Origin of the sequence: Acetitomaculum ruminis DSM 5522 (assembly GCF_900112085.1) — a bacterium.
Classification (GTDB): domain Bacteria; phylum Bacillota; class Clostridia; order Lachnospirales; family Lachnospiraceae; genus Acetitomaculum; species Acetitomaculum ruminis.
Genome location: NZ_FOJY01000007.1, coordinates 29,541 through 53,550, shown reverse-complemented (window position 1 = coordinate 53,550; position 24,010 = coordinate 29,541). Strand labels below are relative to the sequence as shown.

Annotated in this window: 11 protein-coding genes and 1 pseudogene; 3 read left to right on the top strand and 9 right to left on the bottom strand. The window is 34.6% G+C overall.

The genetic code is table 11. The features are described from left to right. Positions 1-20: 20 nt before the first annotated feature. The 6 genes from BM153_RS05885 to BM153_RS05860 form a co-directional block, all read right to left on the bottom strand. Complete coding sequence (locus BM153_RS05885; protein ID WP_092871701.1) at positions 21-1,541, bottom strand: glutamate synthase subunit beta; 1,521 nt, start codon at positions 1,539-1,541, stop codon at positions 21-23. Then, a complete protein-coding gene (gene gltB, locus BM153_RS05880; RefSeq protein ID WP_092871699.1) occupies positions 1,541-6,100 on the bottom strand; it encodes a glutamate synthase large subunit in 4,560 nt (1,519 codons plus the stop codon). Before gltB ends, BM153_RS05885 begins: the two co-directional genes overlap by 1 nt. Positions 6,101-6,364: 264 nt before the next feature. Continuing rightward, a complete protein-coding gene (locus BM153_RS05875; protein ID WP_092871697.1) occupies positions 6,365-7,222 on the bottom strand; it encodes a CPBP family intramembrane glutamic endopeptidase in 858 nt (285 codons plus the stop codon). A 29-nt stretch (positions 7,223-7,251) separates the two neighbouring features. After that, on the bottom strand, positions 7,252-7,908 hold the full coding sequence (locus BM153_RS05870) for an HAD hydrolase-like protein (protein ID WP_092871695.1): 657 nt from the start codon (positions 7,906-7,908) through the stop codon (positions 7,252-7,254). Continuing rightward, a complete protein-coding gene (locus tag BM153_RS05865) occupies positions 7,901-11,092 on the bottom strand; it encodes a PAS domain-containing sensor histidine kinase (RefSeq protein ID WP_092871693.1) in 3,192 nt (1,063 codons plus the stop codon). Before BM153_RS05865 ends, BM153_RS05870 begins: the two co-directional genes overlap by 8 nt. Positions 11,093-11,331: 239 nt before the next feature. After that, the gene (locus BM153_RS05860; RefSeq protein WP_143088274.1) at positions 11,332-15,222 is read right to left on the bottom strand and encodes an Ig-like domain-containing protein; all 3,891 of its coding nucleotides are present in this window, start codon (positions 15,220-15,222) and stop codon (positions 11,332-11,334) included. 287 nt (positions 15,223-15,509) lie between these two features. Here BM153_RS05860 and BM153_RS05855 point away from each other — a divergent pair, with 287 nt between their 5' ends. Next, positions 15,510-17,147 carry an ABC-F family ATP-binding cassette domain-containing protein gene (locus BM153_RS05855; RefSeq protein ID WP_092871689.1) on the top strand — a complete coding sequence of 546 codons (1,638 nt, stop codon included), beginning with the start codon at positions 15,510-15,512 and terminating at the stop codon, positions 17,145-17,147. Between the two features lie 133 nt (positions 17,148-17,280). On the opposite strand, the gene BM153_RS05850 is transcribed toward BM153_RS05855, so the two are convergent. Both BM153_RS05850 and BM153_RS05845 read right to left on the bottom strand, forming a co-directional pair. After that, positions 17,281-18,549, bottom strand: a complete 1,269-nt coding sequence (locus BM153_RS05850; RefSeq protein WP_092871687.1) for an MFS transporter — start codon at positions 18,547-18,549, stop codon at positions 17,281-17,283. A 271-nt stretch (positions 18,550-18,820) separates the two neighbouring features. Beyond that, the gene (locus BM153_RS05845) at positions 18,821-19,882 is read right to left on the bottom strand and encodes a uroporphyrinogen decarboxylase family protein (protein WP_092871685.1); all 1,062 of its coding nucleotides are present in this window, start codon (positions 19,880-19,882) and stop codon (positions 18,821-18,823) included. Between the two features lie 295 nt (positions 19,883-20,177). On the opposite strand from BM153_RS05845, the gene BM153_RS05840 reads away from it, so the two are divergent. Next, on the top strand, positions 20,178-21,710 hold the full coding sequence (locus BM153_RS05840; RefSeq protein WP_092871683.1) for a helix-turn-helix domain-containing protein: 1,533 nt from the start codon (positions 20,178-20,180) through the stop codon (positions 21,708-21,710). Then, positions 21,703-22,449: a sigma-70 domain-containing protein gene (locus BM153_RS05835; protein WP_092871681.1), complete on the top strand. Its 747-nt coding sequence runs from the start codon at positions 21,703-21,705 to the stop codon at positions 22,447-22,449. The genes BM153_RS05840 and BM153_RS05835 overlap by 8 nt, the downstream gene beginning before the upstream one ends. Positions 22,450-22,509: 60 nt before the next feature. Here the strand turns inward: BM153_RS05835 and glpK are convergent. Beyond that, positions 22,510-24,000, bottom strand: a pseudogene (gene glpK, locus BM153_RS05830) (glycerol kinase GlpK). Between the last annotated feature and the right edge of the window lie 10 nt (positions 24,001-24,010).

Below are 24,010 nucleotides of genomic sequence, written 5' to 3'. Positions count from 1 at the left end.
TAATAACTACGAAAGGGCGATTATTGTGGGGATAAATTTGTATATCCCATTAAGTATTCATCTACCTGTCTGGCACATTCTCTTCCTTCAAGAATTGCCCATACCACTAAAGACTGTCCTCTATGCATATCTCCTGCTGTGAATACTTTTTTTACATTTGTGGCATATCTGCCTTTTTGAGTTGATACATTGGTTTTCTCATCAAGTTCTACACCAAAAGCCTTTGCCACATATTCTTCACTTCCCAAAAATCCGGCTGCTATAAGTAACAGGTCACAATCTAATATCTTTTCGCTACCTGCAACTTCTTTCATTAGATTTTTGCCTGTTTTTTCATCTTTTGAAAACTCCAGATTTACGCATTTTACAGCCTTTAATTCACCTTTTTCATTTTTAATAAATTCTTTTACGGTTGTCTGATATACTCTTGGGTCGCTTCCAAATACTGCTTTTGCTTCTTCCTGACCATAGTCGGTTTTGCAGACTTTAGGCCATTGTGGCCATGGATTGTCTTGAGCTCTTTTTTCCGGTGCCTTAGGCATCATCTCTAACTGAGTAACTGATTTTGCACCATGACGAATACAGGTTGCCACACAGTCATTTCCTGTATCTCCGCCACCTATTACAATTACTTTCTTTCCTTTAGAGTCAATAAATCCATCTGCTTTTGCTAAATTATCTGTCTTTTTATCTTTTTGCCTTACCTTTAACAATGCTTTTGTGCTGGAAGTTAAAAAATCCACAGCAAAGTATATTCCCTTGGCATCTCTTCCGGCGGCTTTTATATCCCTTGGATTTTTAGCCCCACAGGCTAATATAACACTATCAAATTCCTTTAATATTTCAGAGGCTTTTTTATCCTTTCCAATATTTTGTGAAAGTTTAAACTCCACCCCTTCTTCTTTCATAATATCAATTTTCCTGTATATGATGTCCTTCTCCAGTTTCATATTAGGTATTCCATACATTAATAATCCACCAGGACGATCATCTCTTTCAAATACAGTTACACTATGACCTCTTTGATTTAACTGGTCTGCCGCAGCAAGTCCTGCAGGTCCTGAACCTATAATCGCTATTTTTTTACCAGTTTTTATATTAGGAATATTTACCTTTGCAAAACCTTCTTTATAGGCTTTTTCTATAATAGCATGTTCATTTTCCCTTACACTTACTGAGTCCCCATTTAAACCGCAGGTGCAGGCAGCCTCACATAAAGCCGGACACACTCTTGAGGTAAATTCAGGGAAACTATTGGTTTTCTTAAGTCTGTTATAGGCCAATTCCCAGTTTCCTTTATATATCAAATCATTCCATTCCGGAATGAGATTGTGCAAAGGACAACCTGATGCCATTCCCATTATTTCCATTCCAAACTGGCAAAAAGGTACACCGCAATTCATGCATCTTGATGCCTGAATCTGTTGTTCTTCTTCTGAGAGGTATTCGTGGAATTCATTATAGTTTTTTATACGCTGCTTTTCTTGAACAAGTACTCCGCCCTGTCTTTCATATTCTAAAAAACCTGTTGCTTTTCCCATTATTTCATACCTCCTTTTATGGCATAAAATGCTTCTATCTGAGCCTGTTTTCTGCTAAGACCCTTTTCTTCCATGGCTACAATGGTATTTAACATTTTATCGTAGTCATATGGAATAATTTTCTTGAATTTAGGAAGATATGTTTCAAAATTATCAAGAATTTTCTTTCCGATTTTTGAATCTGTATTTTTAACATGCTCTCTAATCATTTCATTTAATTTAACTACATCATATTTTGAATTAAGTGATTCGCTAAATACCATGGATTTATTTACTCTGGTATATAAATCACTGTCTTCATCAAGTACATAGGCAATACCACCGCTCATTCCGGCTGCGAAATTCTTTCCGGTTTTACCAAGTACCACTACACAGCCTCCAGTCATATATTCGCAAGCATGATCTCCCACGCCTTCTACTACTGCCTTTACTCCTGAGTTTCTAACTGCAAATCTTTCTCCTGCTACACCGTTTATAAAGGCTTTTCCGCTAGTTGCACCATATAATGCAACATTTCCTATAATAATATTTTCATCCTCTTTGAATTTTGATCCCTTTGGAGGATAAACCATGAGTTTTCCACCTGAAAGTCCTTTTCCAAAGTAATCGTTACTGTCTCCTTCCAATTCCAAAGTCAGTCCCTTTGGAATAAATGCTCCAAAACTTTGTCCTCCGGCACCATGGCATTTTACAATATAGGTGTCGTCCTCTAAAGTATTTTCTCCGAAATTTTTTGCAATAACAGAACCAAGCATTGTACCAAAAGTTCTGTCTGTGTTTCCAACATTTATTTCAACACTGCCTTTTTCATTATTTTTTATATGTGGCAATAACTTGTTTATTAGAACTTTTTCATCGGCTGTTTTTTCCAGTTCAAAATCATATACCTGTTTTGAATCAAAAATCACTTTTTTCATCTTTGAATAAGGATTATCAAGAATCTTTGATAAATCAATTTTTGCAGGACGCTCTTCCAGATTTTCTTTCTTTTTAAGTAAATCAGTACGTCCCACCAGCTCATCAAGACTTCTGACACCTAATTTTGCCATGTATTCTCTTAATTCTTCTGCTATAAATTTCATGAAATTAATAACATATTCTGGTTTTCCCGTAAATCTCTTTCTAAGTTCCGGATTTTGTGTAGCCACTCCTACAGGGCAGGTATCCAGGTTGCAGACTCTCATCATTACACAGCCCAAAGTGATAAGAGGTGCTGTTGCAAATCCAAACTCTTCTGCACCTAAAATAGCTGCTATAGCCACATCTCTTCCTGTCATTAATTTTCCATCTGTTTCTATTCTTACTTTATTTCTAAGGCCGTTTTTAATGAGGGTCTGGTGAGTTTCAGCCAGTCCTAATTCCCATGGAAGACCTGCATTTTGAATTGAATTTCTAGGCGCAGCTCCGGTACCTCCATCAAATCCGGAAATCAGTATAACCTGGGCACCTGCCTTGGCAACACCTGCCGCAACTGTTCCCACTCCTGCCTCAGATACCAGTTTTACGGATATTTTGGCATTTTTATTGGCATTTTTAAGGTCATAAATAAGCTGTGCCAAATCTTCTATTGAATAAATATCATGATGAGGAGGCGGTGAAATAAGTCCCACTCCCGGAGTTGAATGTCTGGTTTTAGCTATCCAAGGATATACTTTTCCGGCAGGAAGATGTCCTCCTTCTCCAGGTTTTGCTCCCTGTGCCATTTTTATCTGTATTTCTTTTGCACTCACCAGATATTCAATGGTAACACCAAATCTTCCAGATGCCACCTGTTTTATAGCTGAGCATTTATTTAAACCATCTTCTCCTATTGTGAGTCTTTCAGGGCTTTCTCCACCTTCACCTGAATTTGATTTTCCCTTTAAGGTATTCATGGCAACTGCCAATGCTTCATGAGCTTCCTGGGATATTGAACCATAAGACATCGCCCCAGTTTTAAATCTTTTTACAATGGAGTCAACTCCCTCTACTTCTTCTAAAGGTACTGATTTTTTTGGATAATTAAAATCAATAAGTCCTCTTAAATTTATCAGACCTAATTCTTCATTGATTTCCTTTGAATACTCCTTGAAAAGCTTATAATCGTTGGTCCTTGTGGATAATTGCAACAAATGAATTGTCTTTGGATTATATAAATGCCTTTCATCACCGCTTCTAAATCTTTGTCTTCCTACGGTATTTAATTCCAAATTTGAATTTAATCCCAAAGGATCAAAAGCTGCATTATGTAATGTTTCAACATCCTGCTGAATATCAGAAAGTCCCAGTCCTTCCACTCTGCATACTGTATTTGTAAAGTATTTATCAATTACTTCCTTATCAATTCCTATGGCCTCAAATATCTTAGAACCTTCATAGGACTGAATTGTGGAAATACCCATTTTGGAGGCAATTTTTACTATTCCGTCAAGGACAGCCTTATTATAGTCTTCCATAGCTGCATAATAATCCTTATCAAGCATTCCGTCTTCAATAAGCTCTTTTACACTGTCAAGTGCAAGATATGGATTTATTGCAGATGCGCCGTAGCCTAAAAGTGTAGCAAAATGATGTACTTCTCTTGGCTCACCGCTTTCTAAGATAAGAGAAAGCTGGGTACGCATTTTGGTTCTTACCAGATATTGCTGAAGTGCTGAAACTGCCAGTAATGAAGGAATTGCTTCATGGTTTTCATCTATTCCTCTGTCTGAAAGAATAATTATATTGGCACCATCCCTGTAAGCTCTGTCTGTTTCAATGAATAATCTGTCAATTGCTTTCTCAAGACTGGTTCCCTTGTAATATGTAATTGGAATCACTCTTACCGTAAATCCCGGAACTTTCATTTCCTTAAGCTTTAATAGATCCGTGTTTGTAAGTATCGGATTATGTACTTTTATTACATTACAGTTAACCGGTTTTTCCTCCAAAAGATTTCCATCTGCACCTATATAAACAGTTGTTGAAGTAACAACCTTTTCCCTAATGGCATCTATCGGTGGATTTGTAACCTGGGCAAATAATTGTTTAAAATAGTTAAACAAAGGTTGGTGTCCCTTTGATAATACTGCCAATGGAGAGTCTATTCCCATGGCAACAATAGCCTCTGAACCTTTATAGGCCATAGGAAGAATTTCATTTGTAAGTTCTTCATAGGTATATCCAAAAGCTTTTTGAAGCTTTCTTCTTGTAACCTTATCCAACTGAGGTACATTTTTATTAGGTATTTTTATATCTTTTAATTCTATAAGATTTGCATCAAGCCATTCTCCGTATGGAGCGCGTCTTGCATAATTTTCCTTTAGTTCATCATCATCAATTATTCTTCCGGCAACTGTATCAACAAGAAGCATTTTTCCCGGATGAAGTCTTTCTTTAACTACAATATGCTCAGGTGCAATATCCAAAACACCTACTTCAGATGATAAAACAAGATAATCATCATCTGTAATATAATATCTGGAAGGACGCAGACCGTTTCTGTCAAGAACAGCTCCCATTATATCTCCATCTGAAAATAAAATTGATGCAGGTCCATCCCAAGGTTCCATCATAGTTGCATAATATTGATAAAAATCCTTTTTCTTTTGAGACATAATTCTGTTATTGTCCCATGGCTCCGGAATGGTAATCATTACTGCATGAGGCAAATCCATTCCACTCATTACCAGAAATTCCAAAGTATTATCAAGCATGGCTGAATCTGAACCTGAAGCTGAAATAGCCGGCAGTATTTTGGATAATTCATCATGAAGATATTTTGAATTCATATTTTCTTCACGGGCTAACATTTTATCAGCATTACCTTTTATGGTATTGATTTCTCCATTATGAACAATAAATCTGTATGGATGGGCTCTTTCCCAGCTTGGAGTTGTATTGGTAGAAAAACGAGAATGTACCATGGCGATTGCAGATTTATAATCTTCATCTCTTAAATCGTCAAAAAACATTCTAAGCTGGTTTACCAGAAACATTCCCTTATATACTATTGTTCTGCTTGAGAGGGAAACCACATAGGTATCTTCGTTACTTTGCTCAAAAATTCTTCTTACTATATATAATAATCTGTCAAAATCAATTCCCTTATTTACATTTTTAGGTTTTTTGATGAAAGCCTGCATAATATAAGGCATACATTCTACAGCACTGTGTCCTAAGATTTCAGGTTTTGTAGGAACTTTCCTCCATCCTAAAAATTCCATACCTTCTCTATCCACAATAATCTCAAACATTTTCTTTGCACTGTTTCTTTTTAATTCATCCTGTGGAAAGAAGAACATTCCAATACCGTAGGTTCCCGGTTCACCTAATTCAATACTGCAAGTTTTACAGGTTTTTTTAAAAAAATCATGAGATATCTGAAGATGAATTCCTACACCGTCTCCGGTTTTTCCTTCAGCATCTTTTCCTGCCCTGTGTTCTAAGTTTTCAACAACCTTTAAGGCATCCACAACAGCCTTGTGAGTTTTTAACCCCTTTATATTAACAACTGCACCTATACCACAATTGTCATGCTCAAAAGCTTCATTATAAAGAGGAGGCGTTTTCATTTTGTTATTAATACCAAATTTATCCATTAGTAGACCTCCGATTTTTAATTGGTAACAGCTTAACTTGTGCCAACAACTCTTTTATTTACAATCAATTTTCGATAAATTCTTAAATTCTGATTGTCCCTTTCACTTACAAAAAGAATAAAAAAAGCCAAAGACGAATACTCAAATAAGAGTAAGCCGCCTTTGGCTTAATTAAAAATTCTTTATCGAATTGATGTGTTAAAGGAAATATACACCACTTTTTATCATTTGTAAAGGACTATTTTTCACAATGTGATTTTTTCTTTAAAATCCTGAGCGTGATGATTTTTCCGATTGACTTAAATTTCCTATAATAAATGCTGCTACGCAACAGCTGGCAATGGTAATTGCCACATAAGTTGCATTATTTTTATACATAAAATCAAACATAGTGGATTCCACTGAAATAATGGAAACAAAATTTGCTGTGGCATGAGCTAAAATGCTAACCTTTATTGTTTTATATTTTTCTACCAATACTGCAAAAATTATTCCAATAATTCCGGCATAAATAAATTGTACAATATTTCCGTGAATCGCTCCAAAAACAAGTCCGGATATTACAGCAGAAACTATAGGAGGAAATACTTTCTTTAATCTTGCATATAAAACCCCTCTAAAGATAAGTTCTTCCGCTACCGGTGCCAGAATCACTGCCCCCAATAATTCCCAAATCAAGCCTGATGAATACAGACTAGCCGTTGTTTCATTAAAGGCCTCTGAATCAAAGGCTATACCACTTAAATATATTAGATTATTAAGAGATACATTTAAAGAAACACCCAAAAGAACTATCAGACCTACTGCATTTTGTGAGAGCCTTACTTTTTTTCCATTCTCGTTTCTTCTCATTTTATCCCTTTTATAAATCACATAAAATACCGGAATACAAACTAAAGTTACAATTATTGTGGTGTAATAACTTAATACTCTTAACATTTCTGAAACATCGGCACTGGAAGCCAAGGTAGAAAAATCAAGATTTCCTATTATTAATCTGGCATTTTTTGCATAGGAAATAAAGGTAGTAACTGCCGTCACAAAAAACGCCTTTATTAATAAATAAAGGGCTACAGGCCATATTATATTTAATATATCTAAAAAAACATTTTTCTTATTCATAAAAAGTCCACTTTCGTATTTTTTTATTTTTAAGACAATAATACTTTTTTTAACTGTTCTATGTCTTTTACAATAAAATCTGCACCATGCTCTTCTAATTCTTTTTTACTTCCAAATCCATAGCACACCCCTATGCTTTTTAAGTTAAGGGCTTTTGCTCCTTCGATATCGAACATGGTATCCCCAACCATCACAGTTTCTTTCTTCTTTTCTTCTGTAATGTTCATTACATTTAAAGCTTCTTTCATAACACCTGTTTTTGAATGTAACTGTCCTTTATCGGCACCCCCTTGAATATGATCAAAATATTTATCAAGTCCAAAATGCTCTATAATATCTATGCACATTTGATGAGGCTTTGAAGAAGCCACTATAAGCTTTTTCCCATTTTTTTTAAGGATTTTTAAAAGTTCTTCTATACCTTCATAGGGTTTGTTTTCAAACTTGCCTATGGGATCATATCTTTTTCTGTAAATTTCAACTGCTTCCCAGCTTTTTTCCTCGCTAAAACCATAATGTTTCTGAAATGAATAATCTAAAGGTGGCCCGATAAAGCACTCCAGTAAACTTCTATCCCCTGGAGCCTTTATACCAAAATATTCAAGGGCATATATGATAGAATTAATTATACCTTCTCTTGAATCTGTAAGGGTACCATCTAAATCAAACATTATATATTTAACCATTTTTTGCTCCTATTCGTTTAACCAGGGTATTATACAAAATCTTTGGATTTAAAGGTTTTATAACATATTCATCCATACCGGATTCCTTACCCTTTTTTATGGCATCAGAAAATGCATCTGCTGTCATTGCTATAACAACAACTTCTTCTGCATCAGTTCTTGGCAGAGACCTAATTGCTTTGGTAGCTTCGTAACCATTCATAATAGGAAGCTGAATATCCATAAGAATAGCACTAAATTCACCGATAGAAGATTTTTCAAAAATGTCAACTGCCTCTTTGCCGTTTATGGCTGAATCGTACTCTATATTATAGCTGTCCATGATTCGTTTGACAATTTCCATATTTATTTCATTATCTTCAACTAAAAGAATTTTCCCTTCTATTTGGGCTTTATCATCCTTAACCATCTTTTTAACAAAATAATCTCTGTATTTTAAATTATCAGAAGCATCGTCTGTAACCACACTTACTCTTATCTTTGTTCCCCTTCCAAGCTTTGAATAAACTTCTATCTCTCCGTCCATTAAATCAATGATTTTTTTAACAATGGACATACCAAGTCCTGTACCGCTGGAAGTTTTTTTTCTAAAAGGATTATTATACTCCTGAGTAAAAGGTTCAAACAACTTCTTTTGAAATTCTTTACTCATTCCAATTCCATTGTCTTCTATTTCAAATCCAAAGAGCATTTTTCCTTCTTCTTTTAACTGTTTTGTAAGGGAAGTATACTTCACAGTTCCTCCGGAAGGAGTGTATTTAACCGCGTTGGAGATAAGGTTTAAAATAATCTGGTTTATTCTGATTTTGTCTACAACAATTACTCCCTGTCCCGTATAATCTTTTATCTCGTACTTAAGATGCTTTTCATCGCACATGGTTTTTAATATGCTTTCAACATTTTCAATATGTTCTTTGGCAGTATAAGGGGCTTCGTTAAGCTCCATTTTTCCGCTGTCGATTTTTGATATATCTAAAACATCATTAATAAGACTAAGCAAAAATCCATTGGCAGCCTCTATTTTTCTTAAATCGCTTTTTAACTTTTCAGGTTCATATATATCTTCCATGGCAAAATCCACCATATTTTTAATTATACTAATAGGTGTTCGAATGTCATGGCTTATTCTTGAAATAAATTCAGTTTTGGAATCATTGGCCATTTTTGCTATCTTAGCAGCCTCTTCCATTTTTCTATACTGTTCTTTTTCCTCAAGATATTGCTTTGTAATATCATATTCGCAAAAATAGATATATCTTTTAGAATCATCCAAAAAACATAATTCTATACTTTTATATTTTAAATTTCCATCTGCATCCCTGAAATTGAAGCGAAAAGAAACTGTTGATTTTTCCTCAATTTCTTTAACTACATTCTCTAATTTAAAATATTTTTTGATTCTTTCACCGTTTTCTAAATAAAGAGAGGTTCCCACTTCTGATTCAAAAAAACTATCATAATCCAAATGAGCAGTTTTTTCAACAAAATTTTCCATCCCTTCATCATTTTCATAGGTTGAAATTAATCCAGAAACAGTATCTATAATTCCTATTAATTCAAAGCCTATTTCAGTAATTTTAGAAATCAGCATCCTTGAAAGAGAATATTTTGTGCTGTCATAAATATACACAAAAGCTTCCAGATTATTTTTATATGGATTTTCAAAAATCTGTATATCTAATTTCATCCAGAGATAAAATTTAACACGACAACCTCTTCTGTAGTAAAATTCGTAATTTGTTTTTCCTTTTTCGTACAGTTTAATAAGTTTATCCGGATACATTTCTTTTATTTTATCTACATCTTCTTTTTGAAGTGCTTTTTGGGATACTTCATCTAGTATCTCACTATAATTTTTTCCGTCAGCGCCCACCAACGCTAAACTTTTATGTTGTCCGTCAGCACTGCTGATAATATAATTATCACTTAAATTAACATGAACTTTTGCCAGTAAATATTTTTCATCATAATTGTTAAAAGCTTCCAGTTTTTCCTTATATTCTATATTCTTTTCCCATTTTTCAGTAATGTTTTGAACTGTTCCATAGTATTTAACCGGCTTTCCCTCTGAATTATAAATACATGTATAATCAAGCTTTGCTATTCTCTTTTTTCCGTCTTTTTCTTTAGCTTCAATCAAAACTGAATTATTTTTTTCCCCTGATTCAAATTCAGCATAAATTTTTTTTATCAAATCATAGTTTTTCTTATCTAAAATTCCTTCAAAAACTTCAGGAACATTTTTCAAAACCATAGGATAACCCAGCTCTTTAAATCTCTTTCTGGCATATTCATTATCAATGGCCTTTAATGTGCGACTTTTTAAATCAAATTCATAAACAATGCTTTCGTTTTTTGCAGCTATAGCGCTATAAATCTTTAAAGTATCTTCCAAAGTATGATTTGCAAGCCATAATTCTTCTTCTTTTTTCTTTTCATCATCTATGTCATGCATAGAGATAAATAAAAAATAACCATTTAATATGTCAATACAGCTTACATCTATTCTATACCATATATAACATCCATTATTATTTTTGGAATACCTGAATTTAACTGAATGTATACGGTGATTTTCCTTTAAACCCAACATGGATTTTCTTACATTTGGAATATCGTTTTTATGAATACGCGTTGAAATCAAAGAATGATCATTCATATAAAGTATTCCCTTTGGAATACCCAGATATTCTTCTATGATATCATTTATAGACAGTTTTTTTATAATATGATTTTCTACATAACCTATAGCCATTCCAGATGGAACATTTTGAACAAGAACATCTAAAGTATCAAGATCCAAATAGTCATATATTTTTTTCATTTTGAATTCTGTAACATCAAAATAATAAAACAATACGGCATCTTCATTATCCCAGATTATCTTATGTATATTTCCCTGCATCCAGGCTTTTTTATCATCTAAGTAAAACTCTTCCATTTTTATGTGAGAAACCTCTTCCGATAAAAAATCGCAAAAATCACAGGGTGCATCTTGTTCCACCATAAAGTGGTAACATTTTTTTCCCTGATAATCATCATATTTTCCCCAGTATTTTTTTCCATAACTGTTTATAAAAAGCATTTCATAGTCTTTTTGTCTTATTACATACAAGGGAATCCTGATACTTTCCAACAATTCTTTATATAATGACAAATCTATTTTTGTTACTTTTTCTCCCATTTTTTTCCTTTTTACCTTAAAATGCTATTAATTTGTTGTATATCACCAGCTTATTTTAACATATTTTATACAAAATGTCCTTAAAGCTTCGTTTTTTATCTAAAAATTACCCAAAAAAATGCCGATTGCATAAATTTCCGCGCAACCGGCAGTAAAGCGGACATTCGTAATCCGCTTCGCTACTTTATCATGAACGCAGTGGCACTTTGTGCCACCTGCGTTTAAATTAAATACTTATCTTATTTTAAACTTACTTTTCTTACCGCACTGTAATCTCCATATACGGATTTATTTGTAGAGTCCTTTGCAATACCTCTTACTTTAATATAATAAATGGAATTTCTCGTTAAACCTGTTAAAGTATAGCTTGTTTTGGTTGTAACCAGTGACTTATATGATTTGAATTTGGCATTGGTTGAATACATTATCTGATAATTCACCTTACCTCCCAGATTCTTTAAAACCAGGTCAATAGAGGTTTTTGTGGCTTTTTTTGCGGATTTAATGGAAGCCGCATTTATAGTCACTTTAGACCACTTGGCATATAAAATTATGTTCTTTTTGCTTCCCTTTGCTATACAGTTTTTCTTTGTAGAGGATTTGTAACTGCTTGAAGTAAACCATCCTCCGAAATTGTAGCCTTTCTTTGTAGGATTAAACAATTTCACCTCTTCATCACCAGTGTAGGTGGAAGGATTTGAATTACTATTTTTTCCTCCGTTTAATTTATAAGTTATTTTATATGGTATAGTTATAACGCATTTTGCTACTAATTTACTTCCGTCTGAGGTTTTACAAAAAATTGTTGCCCTTCCTGCACTTTTTCCCTTCACACGAGCAGATTTTGTATCAGTATTTTTGGTAACTACCGCAATATTTCTGTTAGAACTTTCCCAAATCAGTTTATTTTGGCTTATTGTGTCATATTCCGGCGTAACTGTAGCATTTAATAATACTGCTTTGCCTATTGCTAAAAGACACTCAGTTTTATCCAGTATCAATGTTTTAAATTTTCCGGAATCTATTACTGTTACTTCACAACTCCTAGGAATACCAGATGTACCAGCTGTTACAGTTATAGTAGTAGTTCCAATGGATATTGCCTCAATAACTCCTTGTGATGTAACTGTGGCAATACTTTCATCTCCTGATTCAAATGTAAAGGTTTCATCTATTCCCTTGGGAATTTTTTCTATAATGCTTAAGGTCTCTTTATTGCCTTCTTTTATTAAAAGACTCTCAGAAGATAATTTAAAATCCGTTAATTGGTCTGATACAATAACTTTACAGCTTTTAGGAATACCGGATGTTTCATATAAAACCTCAATATTTGCTGTTCCATTAGAAACTCCTGTTACCAATCCATTAGCATTGACTGTTGCTACTGACTCATCTGATGATGAATATTTAAATGTAACTCCTTTAATATCAGTAGGTACTTTGTTTATTATACTGATGTTAAATGTTTCTCCCGGCTGTATTGTTTTTTCTGTAGGGTCTATATCATAAGAAGTTAATTCATACTTATTTACCTTGACATTACAGGTTCTTGAAAGACCGGAATCCTGTCCTGTTACAGTTATAATTGCATCCCCGGCCGAAACACCCTTTACAAGTCCTGTATCTTCATCAACAGTAGCTACTGAAGGATTTGACGAAGAGAATTTAAAGGTTTCAGAAGCTGTCGCCGGTGTTTTTGAAGCCACTGATAATGTAAAAGTCTGATTGGTATAAATCTCCTTTGACTCACTACTTAAAGTAAATTCCGTTATAAGAACTTTGGAAACTTTTACATTACAGCTTTTTTCCAATCCGGATTTTTCTTCTGTTACTGTAATCTGAGTTGTTCCTGCTCCTGTTCCTTTAACTAAACCTTTGCTTGTAACTGTGGCAACTGTATTATCTTCTGATTTAAAGCTGTAATTTCCCTTTGCAGCCAAAGGAGTCCACTCCTTTATACTTAATGTAAAGGTTTCTCCCAAATCTATTTCTTTATCTGATTCACTTAAGGTAAAGTCCGTAATTACATTTTCTGAAACGGTAACAAGACAGCTTCTAACCAAACCGCTAGCCTTTGCCATACAGAATATGGTGGCACTTCCCGTGGTAACGGCAGTTATTAGTCCACTTTTTTCATTTACCGTGGCTACTGAAGTATCTGATGATGAAAATACAAAATTATCACCGGCATTTGAAGGTGTTTTAGAGCTTACTTTAAGTTCAAAGGTTTCACCTGCCAGCATATCAAGGCTTTCTTTATTTAACTTAAAGTCAGTAAGAATTCTGTTTACAACATAAACATGACATACTTTTTCTATATTTCCATTTACCGCCTTTACAGTAATAATTGCTTCTCCAAGGCCAACGGCACTTACATTTCCATTGGAATCAACTTTTGCCACAGTTGTATCACTTGAAGTAAACTCATAGGTTTCACAAGCATCAGCCGGCTCCTGATTTATAATGGACAAGTTAAAACTGTTATTAATTTCCATTGTCTTTTCCGTATCACTTAAATAAAAACTAATGGCTTTATTATCTAATGAAGCGTTAGCGTCATTTGTAAGAGCCTTTATTCTAGCGCTGCTGCCATTAGTTGAAAGGTCATACCAGTGAGCATTGTTATACATAAAGCTTTGATTTTTTGAAACGGTATTTTTTGTTATTATTGTTGAATTTTGGGACTTATCTGCATACAAGCCAACTTTATTATCTTTATAACCTGATTTTGATAAAGTAATAACTATTGCGTATTTACTATCCTTCTCTATAGAAACAGGATTATTTAATGTTATGGTATGTATCCCCTTAAAAGTAGCAGTCCCGCTTGTATTAGCCGAAGCAACTAGTGTTCCGCTATCAGGAGTATTTCCCAAAAGGTTTGTATAAACATCTATTGAATAATCAGTATTTGTGCTGTAAAGAGCAAAAGTTACCGCCTCAAGTTTTTCAAAATCTGCACCACTTGAAGCTGTGTAAATATTAGCAAATTTTGCATTTGAATCCTTGTAAAGAAATGAAGTATTAATTGTTCCGTCATATTGATAAACATTGTCGTATTTATCTGCACTTTCCATGGAAAAACAGACTGCTGTATTATTTTCCCTCGTAAATGCAGAGTCATAATATGAAACATAGAAAAGTCCGTCTGCGTCGGTATTATAAGTACCCCAGGAATTTTTGCAAATCCAGGCTCCGTTATCTTCCGGCATATTGACAAAGTTCTCTCTTGGAAAATCATCATCCCATCCTACAATAACAACCTCATGATTTGCTTCTTTATCTCCTTTATAAAAATAACTGTTATTTACACTGTCATAAACATTAGAAATATTTGTTATCTCATAATAAATTCCCACATCCACTGCACCGTATTCCATAATGGCATTTTTTACCTCGTCGCAGTCAACAGCAGACATCCAATAGGAGTCCTTAATTCTTGCAAGCTTATTGACATAGGCATTCTGCTTTGAAAACTCTTCCAAAGAAGTCAGTAAAGTTTGATAATCTGCGGTTTTGGTGTAATTTACCACATCCTTTATAGTAGAAAAATCCACAGGATCATCTGATTCATTATAAGGTCCCTCACCTGTGGATAAAGCCAGGGCTGCATATATACTGTTTCCCCCTACATCTAAAAAGCTTGTTTTATTAAGCGTACTATAATCACCTTTGGTAAGCCCCAATGGATCGTTTACATTTCGGTTGTAAACAAGATATGCCAATGTAAGCTCTGACAGATTAATGGAATCTGGTGAAACACCTGAAAATTCAGCAGAATTTGAAAGCATGGAAGCCTCTATGGCCGCAATTGAAGAAAACGCCCAGCAAATCTGTCTTTTTCCCTGATCGTTTATGGTACTTTTAATCTTTCCTTCATCAAGTGAGTTATAAGTATCAGGAAGTGCAGAAGCTTTGAAAGAAATTACATTCTCCGTCATAACACTTCCTTTTGCTTTTATCCGGTTGTTTTCAGTTTTTTCATGAACACTTTTTACTTCAATTCCATCATTAATATGTCCTAAAGCCATATTACCCTGTGATTTGGCCAAAGCCACTACACTTCCCACAGGAAATGCCATTTGTAAACTTAAAGACAATGTTAAAAATAAAGCTAATACTTTCTTCATACCGTTCTCCTTTTCTTCAAAACAGATACACCTGCACCCTGCAACTTTTTCTATTATTATCCCTTCTTTTAACACATTCCCATAATTCACCTTGATTTTAACATACGAATATAAAGTACAATGATACCTATCATTAAAATTATATAAAGTAATATTAATTAGCAATTTAGGGTTTATCCTTGCTTTTTTTAATCCTATATGTCAAAATAGTTAGGAGTGTGTCCTCTTGTAATAGGGGCATTTTTCCAAAATAAAAGCAATAAATAAAAGAAAGGTGTTAATAAATAATGATCAGTGCTAATAATGTTACCCTAAGAATCGGTAAAAAAGCCCTTTTTGAAGAAGTTAACATTCAGTTCTCAGAAGGAAACTGTTATGGTATCATCGGTGCTAATGGTGCAGGAAAATCTACATTTTTGCGTATTCTTTCCGGACAGTTAGAGCCTTCAAAGGGTGATGTTTCAATTACTCCTGGACAAAGACTTTCATTCTTACAACAAGACCATTTTAAATATGACGAATTTACTGTTTTAGATACTGTAATAATGGGAAATAAGCGTCTTTACGACATTATGAAGGAAAAAGATGCCATTTATGCAAAACCTGATTTTTCAGATGAGGACGGAATCCGTGCCAGTGAACTGGAAGCCGAATTTGCAGAAATGGACGGTTGGAATGCAGAATCAGATGCAGCACAGCTTTTAAATGGACTTGGTATTGAAACCGAATTCCATTATTCCATGATGAAAGATTTAGTAGGAAGCCTTAAAGTAAAAGTATTGTTAGCTCAGGCACTTTTTGGAAATCCTGATATATTATTACTTGACGAGCCTACTAACCACTTAGACCTTGATGCAATTACCTGGCTTGAAGAATTTCTCATTGATTTTGAGAATACCGTAATTGTAGTATCCCACGACAGATATTTTTTAAATAAAGTTTGTACCCACATAGCTGATATTGATTATGGAAAAATCCAGCTTTATACCGGAAACTATGACTTCTGGTATGAGTCCAGCCAGCTTCTTATTAAACAAAAGAAAGAGGCAAATAAGAAAAAAGAAGAAAAAATCAAGGAATTACAGGACTTTATTTCAAGATTCTCTGCAAATGCTTCAAAATCCAAACAGGCTACTTCAAGAAAGCGTGCCCTGGAAAAAATACAGCTTGATGATATCAAACCTTCAAGCCGTAAATACCCTTATATCGATTTCAGACCGGATCGTGAAATTGGAAACGAAGTATTATTCGTAGAGGGACTTACAAAGACCATAGACGGAGAAAAAGTCCTTGATAATCTTACCTTTACCGTAGGACATGATGATAAAATCGCATTTGTTGGTGGCAATGAAATTGCTAAAACTACTCTCTTTAAAATCCTTACTGGAGAAATGGAGGCAGATTCAGGCTCCTTTAAATGGGGAGTAACAACAAGCCAATCCTATTTCCCTAAGGATTCTACAGAAGAATTTGATGTAGATTACACAATTGTAGAATGGCTTACTCAGTTTTCCGAAAACAAAGACGCAACTTATGTTCGTGGTTTCCTTGGAAGAATGCTTTTCCCTGGTGATGCCGGTGTAAAAAAACTTAAAGTTCTTTCCGGTGGTGAAAAAGTAAGATGCCAGCTTTCAAAACTAATGATTTCCGGTGCAAATGTGCTTATTCTTGATGAGCCTACCAACCACCTTGATATGGAATCAATTACCGCTTTGAATAAAGGTCTTATTAAATTTCCGGGAGTTTTGTTATTTGCATCTCACGACCATCAGATTGTACAGACTACTGCCAATAGAATTATGGAAATCCTTCCAGGCGGAAAATTAATTGACAAGGTAACAACCTATGATGAATATCTTGAAAGCGATGACATGGCTAGAAAGCGCCAGGTTTATACTGCTTCAATAGAAGAAGACGAAAATTAATATATTTTTATCAGCTGTCTTTAAGACAGCTGATTTTTTATTTTAAAATAATAAAAGTGTAAGAGCCGCCGGGACAAAACCCTTGCGGCTCTTACATTATATAGACTTATTTGGAAAACAAGTATGACTCTTTTTAAGCTTCAGTTGGGCCTTCCTGTGGAGCTGCTGCTGGAGCGTTCTTAGCATACTTAAGTGGATTAAATACTAAGAAGATAACAGCCATGGCAATTGAAATTGCGATAGCCCAATACACTTCTGTATAAAGGAAACCTGGATATTGAAGTCCATCTACACCTTCAATAGCTTCTGGTGAGAATTTTGCAACGATACCTGAAAGATAGTATGAGCAAACAAAACCTGATACACTATTAAGTCCAAGGTTAATTGATGTAGCAAGTGCTACTGTTGATGGAGCTGTCCACATACCTATGTAAGCAAAGAATGCAGGCATTACAAATGAGAAACCAAATCCAATACAAGCTGTTCCAACACTCATCATTGCTACATTTGTACCCATTGATATAAAGAACTGTCCTACTGCTGCAAGTAAAAATCCTACAGGTACTGCAAATCTGTTGATAGTTGCAAAAACTTTACCAAATATTAAACCTGCAACACAACCTGCAACTGTATAGATTGAAAGTGCTGTAGCAGCAGCTACGCCATCACCGATTCCTTTAGCGGTAAATATAGATGAAAGATTCATCATAAGTGGATAGTTTCCAATATTGAATAAGAAGAATCCTGCTCCTGTTATCCAGATTAATGGACTCATCTTTTCTTTCTTTACTTCCTGAGCTCCTGCTGGTGCTTCAACCTTTGGTGGTTCAGGAATAAAGAATGCCATAATTAATGCGATTACAGCCACGCCATGTCCCCAGAAAGTCATGCTCCATGACATTCCGGAAAGAACTCCTCCAAGATACTGGAATGCAATACCACCTGCATTCATAAGAAGTGTTCCATATCCAAGATATGAAGCTGCTGTTTTTGGCTCATATAACCCAAGAATCAAAGCATTTCCTAAAGGAGAAATAAGGCCGGCACCGATTCCGAAAAGAACACGGCCAAAAATTACCATCGCAAAACTATTTGTTATAACTGCCGGCAAACATCCACCGATAACAAATAATGCACTACCTAAAATTGCTAAAGTTCTGAATTTTACCTGTTTACCTGCAATAGCACCTGCCAAAAGTGTTGCCGGAACCATTACAAGTGTAGGTAATGTTGAAATCATGTAAATTGATGTGAGTGGAATTTCCGCACCACTTGCTCCACCTGGTCCCCAATAAGCAATAAGCGTCTGCATTGCCGGTGTTACTACTGTGATACCCATTCCCATTAGTGCCATAGAAAAGATGGCAAGTGTTGCTAATGGACTAACTTTCTTATATTCCATAATATTTCCCTCCTATAAAACTGTATAGATAATATTAAAGATTCTGAAGCAACAGCACAAATACCTTTTTATATATAATCCCTCTCCTTAATATAAATTAATTTTTTGTACTGCTATCTGAATTCATCATATTTTGCAAAAGTTATTCAGTATCTAATAATTGTCTATTTTAATATAGCTCCAAATAAGTCATCGGATCTGACTCTTCTGCAAAAATAATAACTCAAATAATGCTTCTGTATGCTATGTGAACATGTTTCACTTTGCATTCTTATGCGTTGTATAATTCACGGCTTAATTTATAAATTAATTCTTCACCGTTTACACTTCTGTTTGGATTCATATTTGCAAACCAAGTGATATAACGACCTGTTTTACCAAGTTTATATACTTTTTCTTCAATTTCTTTTACGAAATCTTCATCACTTTCAGCAGGATCTGGCATAAATATACTTACCTGACCCATTCTGTCGCCATATTTATCCATAATTGCCTGTTTGTCATTACAAGCATCCTGTCCTTCCCAGAAATCAAATCCTGCATCACAGAAGTTTTCTATCTGATTTGAAACAGAACCGCATGAATGATAATTTACATAAAGCCCCATGTCATGAGCTGCATCATTCATTCTCTTATAATGTGGAAGCAGTATTTCTTTGTAAGTATCCGGTGACATGAATGAACTCTTTTGTGAACCCATGTCATCGTGGAAGGTAATAACATCAGCACCATAAACCTCTTTAGCGATTTTCATAAGATCAAGATGAAAATCTGTAAGTTTCGTGTATAATGCATTAAGAGCTTCCGGCTCCTCTAACAGATAACAGAATGTATCTTCAAAGCTTGTAAGGTCTGCAGTTCTTTCAAACAAACCGTTTACTATAATGAACATTGTTGCTCTGTCTTCCTGGATAACCGGTTTATATATTTCATCATAGTTCTTTTGCCAGTCAATGACATTTAAGTCCGGCCATTTTGGTAACAACTCTTCTTCCCAATTATCAATTTCTGATAGTCTTCTTGTACCTGGTCTAACCATAGCTGCTGCCGTAAGAGGTTCAAACTCCCAATCAATGCCAAACCAGTCAAATCCCCCATGATTTCTGGCATAAGCATCCGGCATACACTCCGGTTGAATACAGTTGAAGTCTGTAGGAATATTTGGTATCCATACAGGTTTCTTCTTTTCACACATCAATTTGAAATTTTCCTTTGGTGTGATAGGTGTTTTGAATTTTCTAGCTGGAAATGTCGGCATACCATATGGTCCTGGCACTGCCGGATACATACCAACATCAGATAATTCTTCCGCACTAAATGGATAATTACTCATATTTGTTTCCCTCCTGCCAATTTAATAATTTAATCATACCCAATTAAAATTCTTTTAGTTAATTTTAACTAAATTTAATACCTTTTCGACTCTTCTATAGTATATATTTAATAATCGGCAAATACAATGGATATGATTACAAAATGAAAATAAATTTATTTTAAACTCTCGGGCATTTTGCACCAATAACAATGGTCCCTTACTTAAATTGTTTTTTTATTGGGATTATTGAACGGTATCTCTTATTGAAATAGGAAACTTTTTCGTGTAAAATGCATAGTATAGGAGGTTAAATATGAAGCTCAGCATGTGGATTTTAAAAAACTGGCTCTCAAAATATGACATTATTGCCAATGTTACCAATGGTGATATGCTTATAGAAGGTGCCAGGCTGTTTTCAATCGAAAGTCAGATGTCCTATTACCCGTATTTAATATATGTAGGAAGTGCCGATGGTTTCATTGGTTCAATGGGCAATCAGGTAATATGTGTATGTGGTCCGGATTGGATTCGTATAAAAGATACGGACAAGGAACAAATATTTAATGACATTTTACAGGCTTTTGATTACTATAACAAATGGGAAGAGATTATCACATCCTATAACAGACAGGATATTACTGCGCAAATACTCTTAAATTTCAGTCAGGGTATTTTTTTAAATCCTGTATTTGTTATAGATTCTTATTCCAATCTCGTAGCAATGTCAGAACAATATGATGAGGGACAGGTAAATGATGAATGGGACTACTTGAAAAAGAATGGTATCATGTCTTTGGATACTCTCGGTAAAATCAAAAAAATCCCTCATTTAATTGATATATTTGATAATTCCGAAAAACCGGTAATATACTATAATGAAGTATTTAAATGTAAAACTCTTACATCCACCATTTCTTTTAATAATGAAAAGAAAGGTGTTCTTGTAATTTTGGAAAAGGATTCATTTCTTCAGGAGCATACTATTCAGCTTACTCAGATATTTTTATCTGCCATATCAAAATTGATGATTATGCAACTGGACATTCCGGAATTTAACCCTGGTGTAAATATGTTCAACCGTATTTTAAAGGGTATAGAGGTAGCCGATGCAAAAAAAACTCAATTACTTAAACCTATCGGCTGGGAACTGCATTCTAATTTTATCATTTATAAAATTAAAAACCGTTCTCATGACCTTGTTTCCACAAGGGCTCTTGCTAACAGAATTCCATCCATAATGAATTCAGGAATATCTTTTGAATACGATCAGGATATTTTTTATATTGTAAATTGTAGCTTGTGTAATGTTTCAAAGTTGGAGGAGGATTTATCAGCTCTTCTAATGAAAAGTGACTTTATCTGTGGTGCAAGTTTTCAGTTTTCTAACCTTGATGATGTTTCCGTTTACTACAAACAGGCAGAGCTTGCCTTAAACCTTGGTAAACAGGAAGCAGGCACTATTAGTCATTGCATAGATTATATATGGGATCATGTCAGCGTGACCTATGCACCTACTTTTTTCGATTTGCATTTGTGCCATCCGGCAGTAAAAAAATTACTGGATTATGATAATGAGCACGGTACTAAATTTCTTGAAACCTTGCATTATTATCTAAGAAATGAAAGGCGACTTACTCAAACTGCAAAAATGATGTATCTGCACAGAAATACACTTTTTTACAGAATCGAACGAATTACTGAAATAATGGACACAGATATGGAAGATCCTGACGAGAGAGAACACATACTTCTATCTCTTATGATTTTACGCCTTGCTGAAAATACACAGGAAAAAGTTCAATCACAAAAAGAAACAGAAAATACAGAGGAGGAAAATAATGCTTGATCCGGGTAAATTTATGGAATTGCTTAATGACCTGAAAAATATAGCAGCCACAAATGACTACACTCTCACTACTGATGAAATAAGACAATTTTTTTCTTCTATGGAACTTAATGAAGAAAATTTTGAATATATTTTTCAATATCTTTCAAAAGAGCACATTACAATAAAGGGTTATGCCTTTTCAGGCAAAGAAGAAATTCAATCTCCCAAAGAAAATACTATCGGTGCTCAAGATGAAGCCTATATAAATATGTACTTAAAAGACCTAGAAGAGATTCCTGATTTAAATGATGGTGAAATGCAAGCCTTATGTTATCAGGTAAAAAACAATGAAAATGATGCAATTTCAAAATTCATTGAAGTTATGTCAAAAAGAGTATATCCCATAGCTATTAATTACATTAATCAGGGAGTATTTTTGGAGGATCTTATTTCCGAAGCTAATCTTGGTATCATATATGCAGTTAAAAATATAGCTGATATTGAAGACCCGAAAGATTATATTGAATACATTGATGAAGCCATTAAAATGGCTATTGTTAAGACTATAGATGCCGAAAATGAATTAAACGGAGCAGAAAACTCCATTCTTGTTAAAAGCAATCTTTTAAATGAAGCAGCAAGACTTTTAGAAAAGGAAAATGGACACGCTCCTTCTGTTAAGGAATTGGCTGAATATACAAAAATGGATGAAAATGAAATTAATGACATTTTAAATCTTCATAAAAAACAAAATTAATCATAAAAAAACGGGCTATCGCCAGGATGATTTATTCATCTTTTTGCGACAGCCCTTTTTTTATACTTCTTCTTCCCAGTGAAGGCTTCTTTTTACAGCCTTATGCCAACCGGAAACTATTTTTTCTCTATTTTTTTCTTCCATTTCTGGCTTAAATTCCCTTTGTAGCATCCAGTTCTTTTTTATATCTTCCTTACTTTTGTAATAACCTGTAGCCAGACCTGCAAGATATGATGCTCCTAAAGCAGTGGTTTCAATGCATTTTGGTCTTTTCACTGCTGCATTTAAAATATCTGCCTGAAACTGCATCAAAAAGTCGTTTGCACTGGCTCCCCCGTCTACTTTTAGTTCTGATAATTTTATGGAAGAGGTTTTTTCCATTGCCTTTATTAAGTCCAAAACCTGATAAGCCAGGGATTCAACCGCAGCCCTAATAATATGAGCCTTTTTACTTCCTCTGGTAAGACCAATTATACTTCCTCTTGCATACTGATCCCAATATGGTGCACCCAAACCGGTAAATGCCGGTACCAGATATACCCCAGCAGTATCCTCTACCTGCCTACAGTATTCTTCTGACTAGGCTGCTGTTTCAATAAGCTTTAATTCATCCCTTAGCCATTGAATGGTGGCTCCGGCCACAAAAACACTGCCTTCAAGGGCATATTCTATCCTGTCTTCCATTCCTATTGCTATTGTTGTTAATAATCCTTCTTTTGAATATACAGCCCTTTCTCCCGTATTCATTAACAAAAAGCAACCTGTACCATAAGTGTTTTTAACATCGCCTTCATTAAAACAGCATTGTCCAAACAAAGCAGCCTGCTGGTCGCCTGCCATTCCTGCTATTTTAATGGCTCCACCTGTTATTTCCGGGTCTGTGCTTCCGTATTCATAAGAAGAAGGCATTACCTTTGGAAGAATGTTTTCCGGAATATCAAGAAGATTTAAAATATACTTATCCCATTCTAAAGTGTGTATATTATAAAGCATCGTCCTTGATGCATTGGTGTAATCCGTTACATGAACCTTTCTTCCTGTAAGGTTCCACACAAGCCAGGTATCAACGGTTCCAAAGAGAATTTCCCCTTTTTGGGCTCTTTGTCTTACTCCCTCTACATTATCAAGTATCCATTTTATCTTTGTAGCAGAAAAATATGCATCCGGAATAAGTCCGGTCTTTTCTTGAATACTATTTGCATCATTTTTCAAAGAATCTATAATGCCTGCTGTTCTTCTGCATTGCCAAACTATTGCATTATAAACCGGTTTTCCGGTGTTTTTATCCCAAAGAATCGTTGTTTCTCTCTGGTTTGTTATACCAATGGAATCTATATCCGAACTTTTCAAGTCGGCAAAGCTCATAGCTTCTGCCATAACTGCCCTTTGAGAAGAATATATTTCCATAGGGTCATGTTCCACCCAGCCTGGGTTTGGAAATATCTGTCGAAACTCCTTTTGAGCTACACTGATAATGTTTCCGCTTTTATCAAAAATAATACATCTGGAACTGGTAGTTCCCTGATCCAGTGCCATTAAATATTTATCCATGTTAAATACC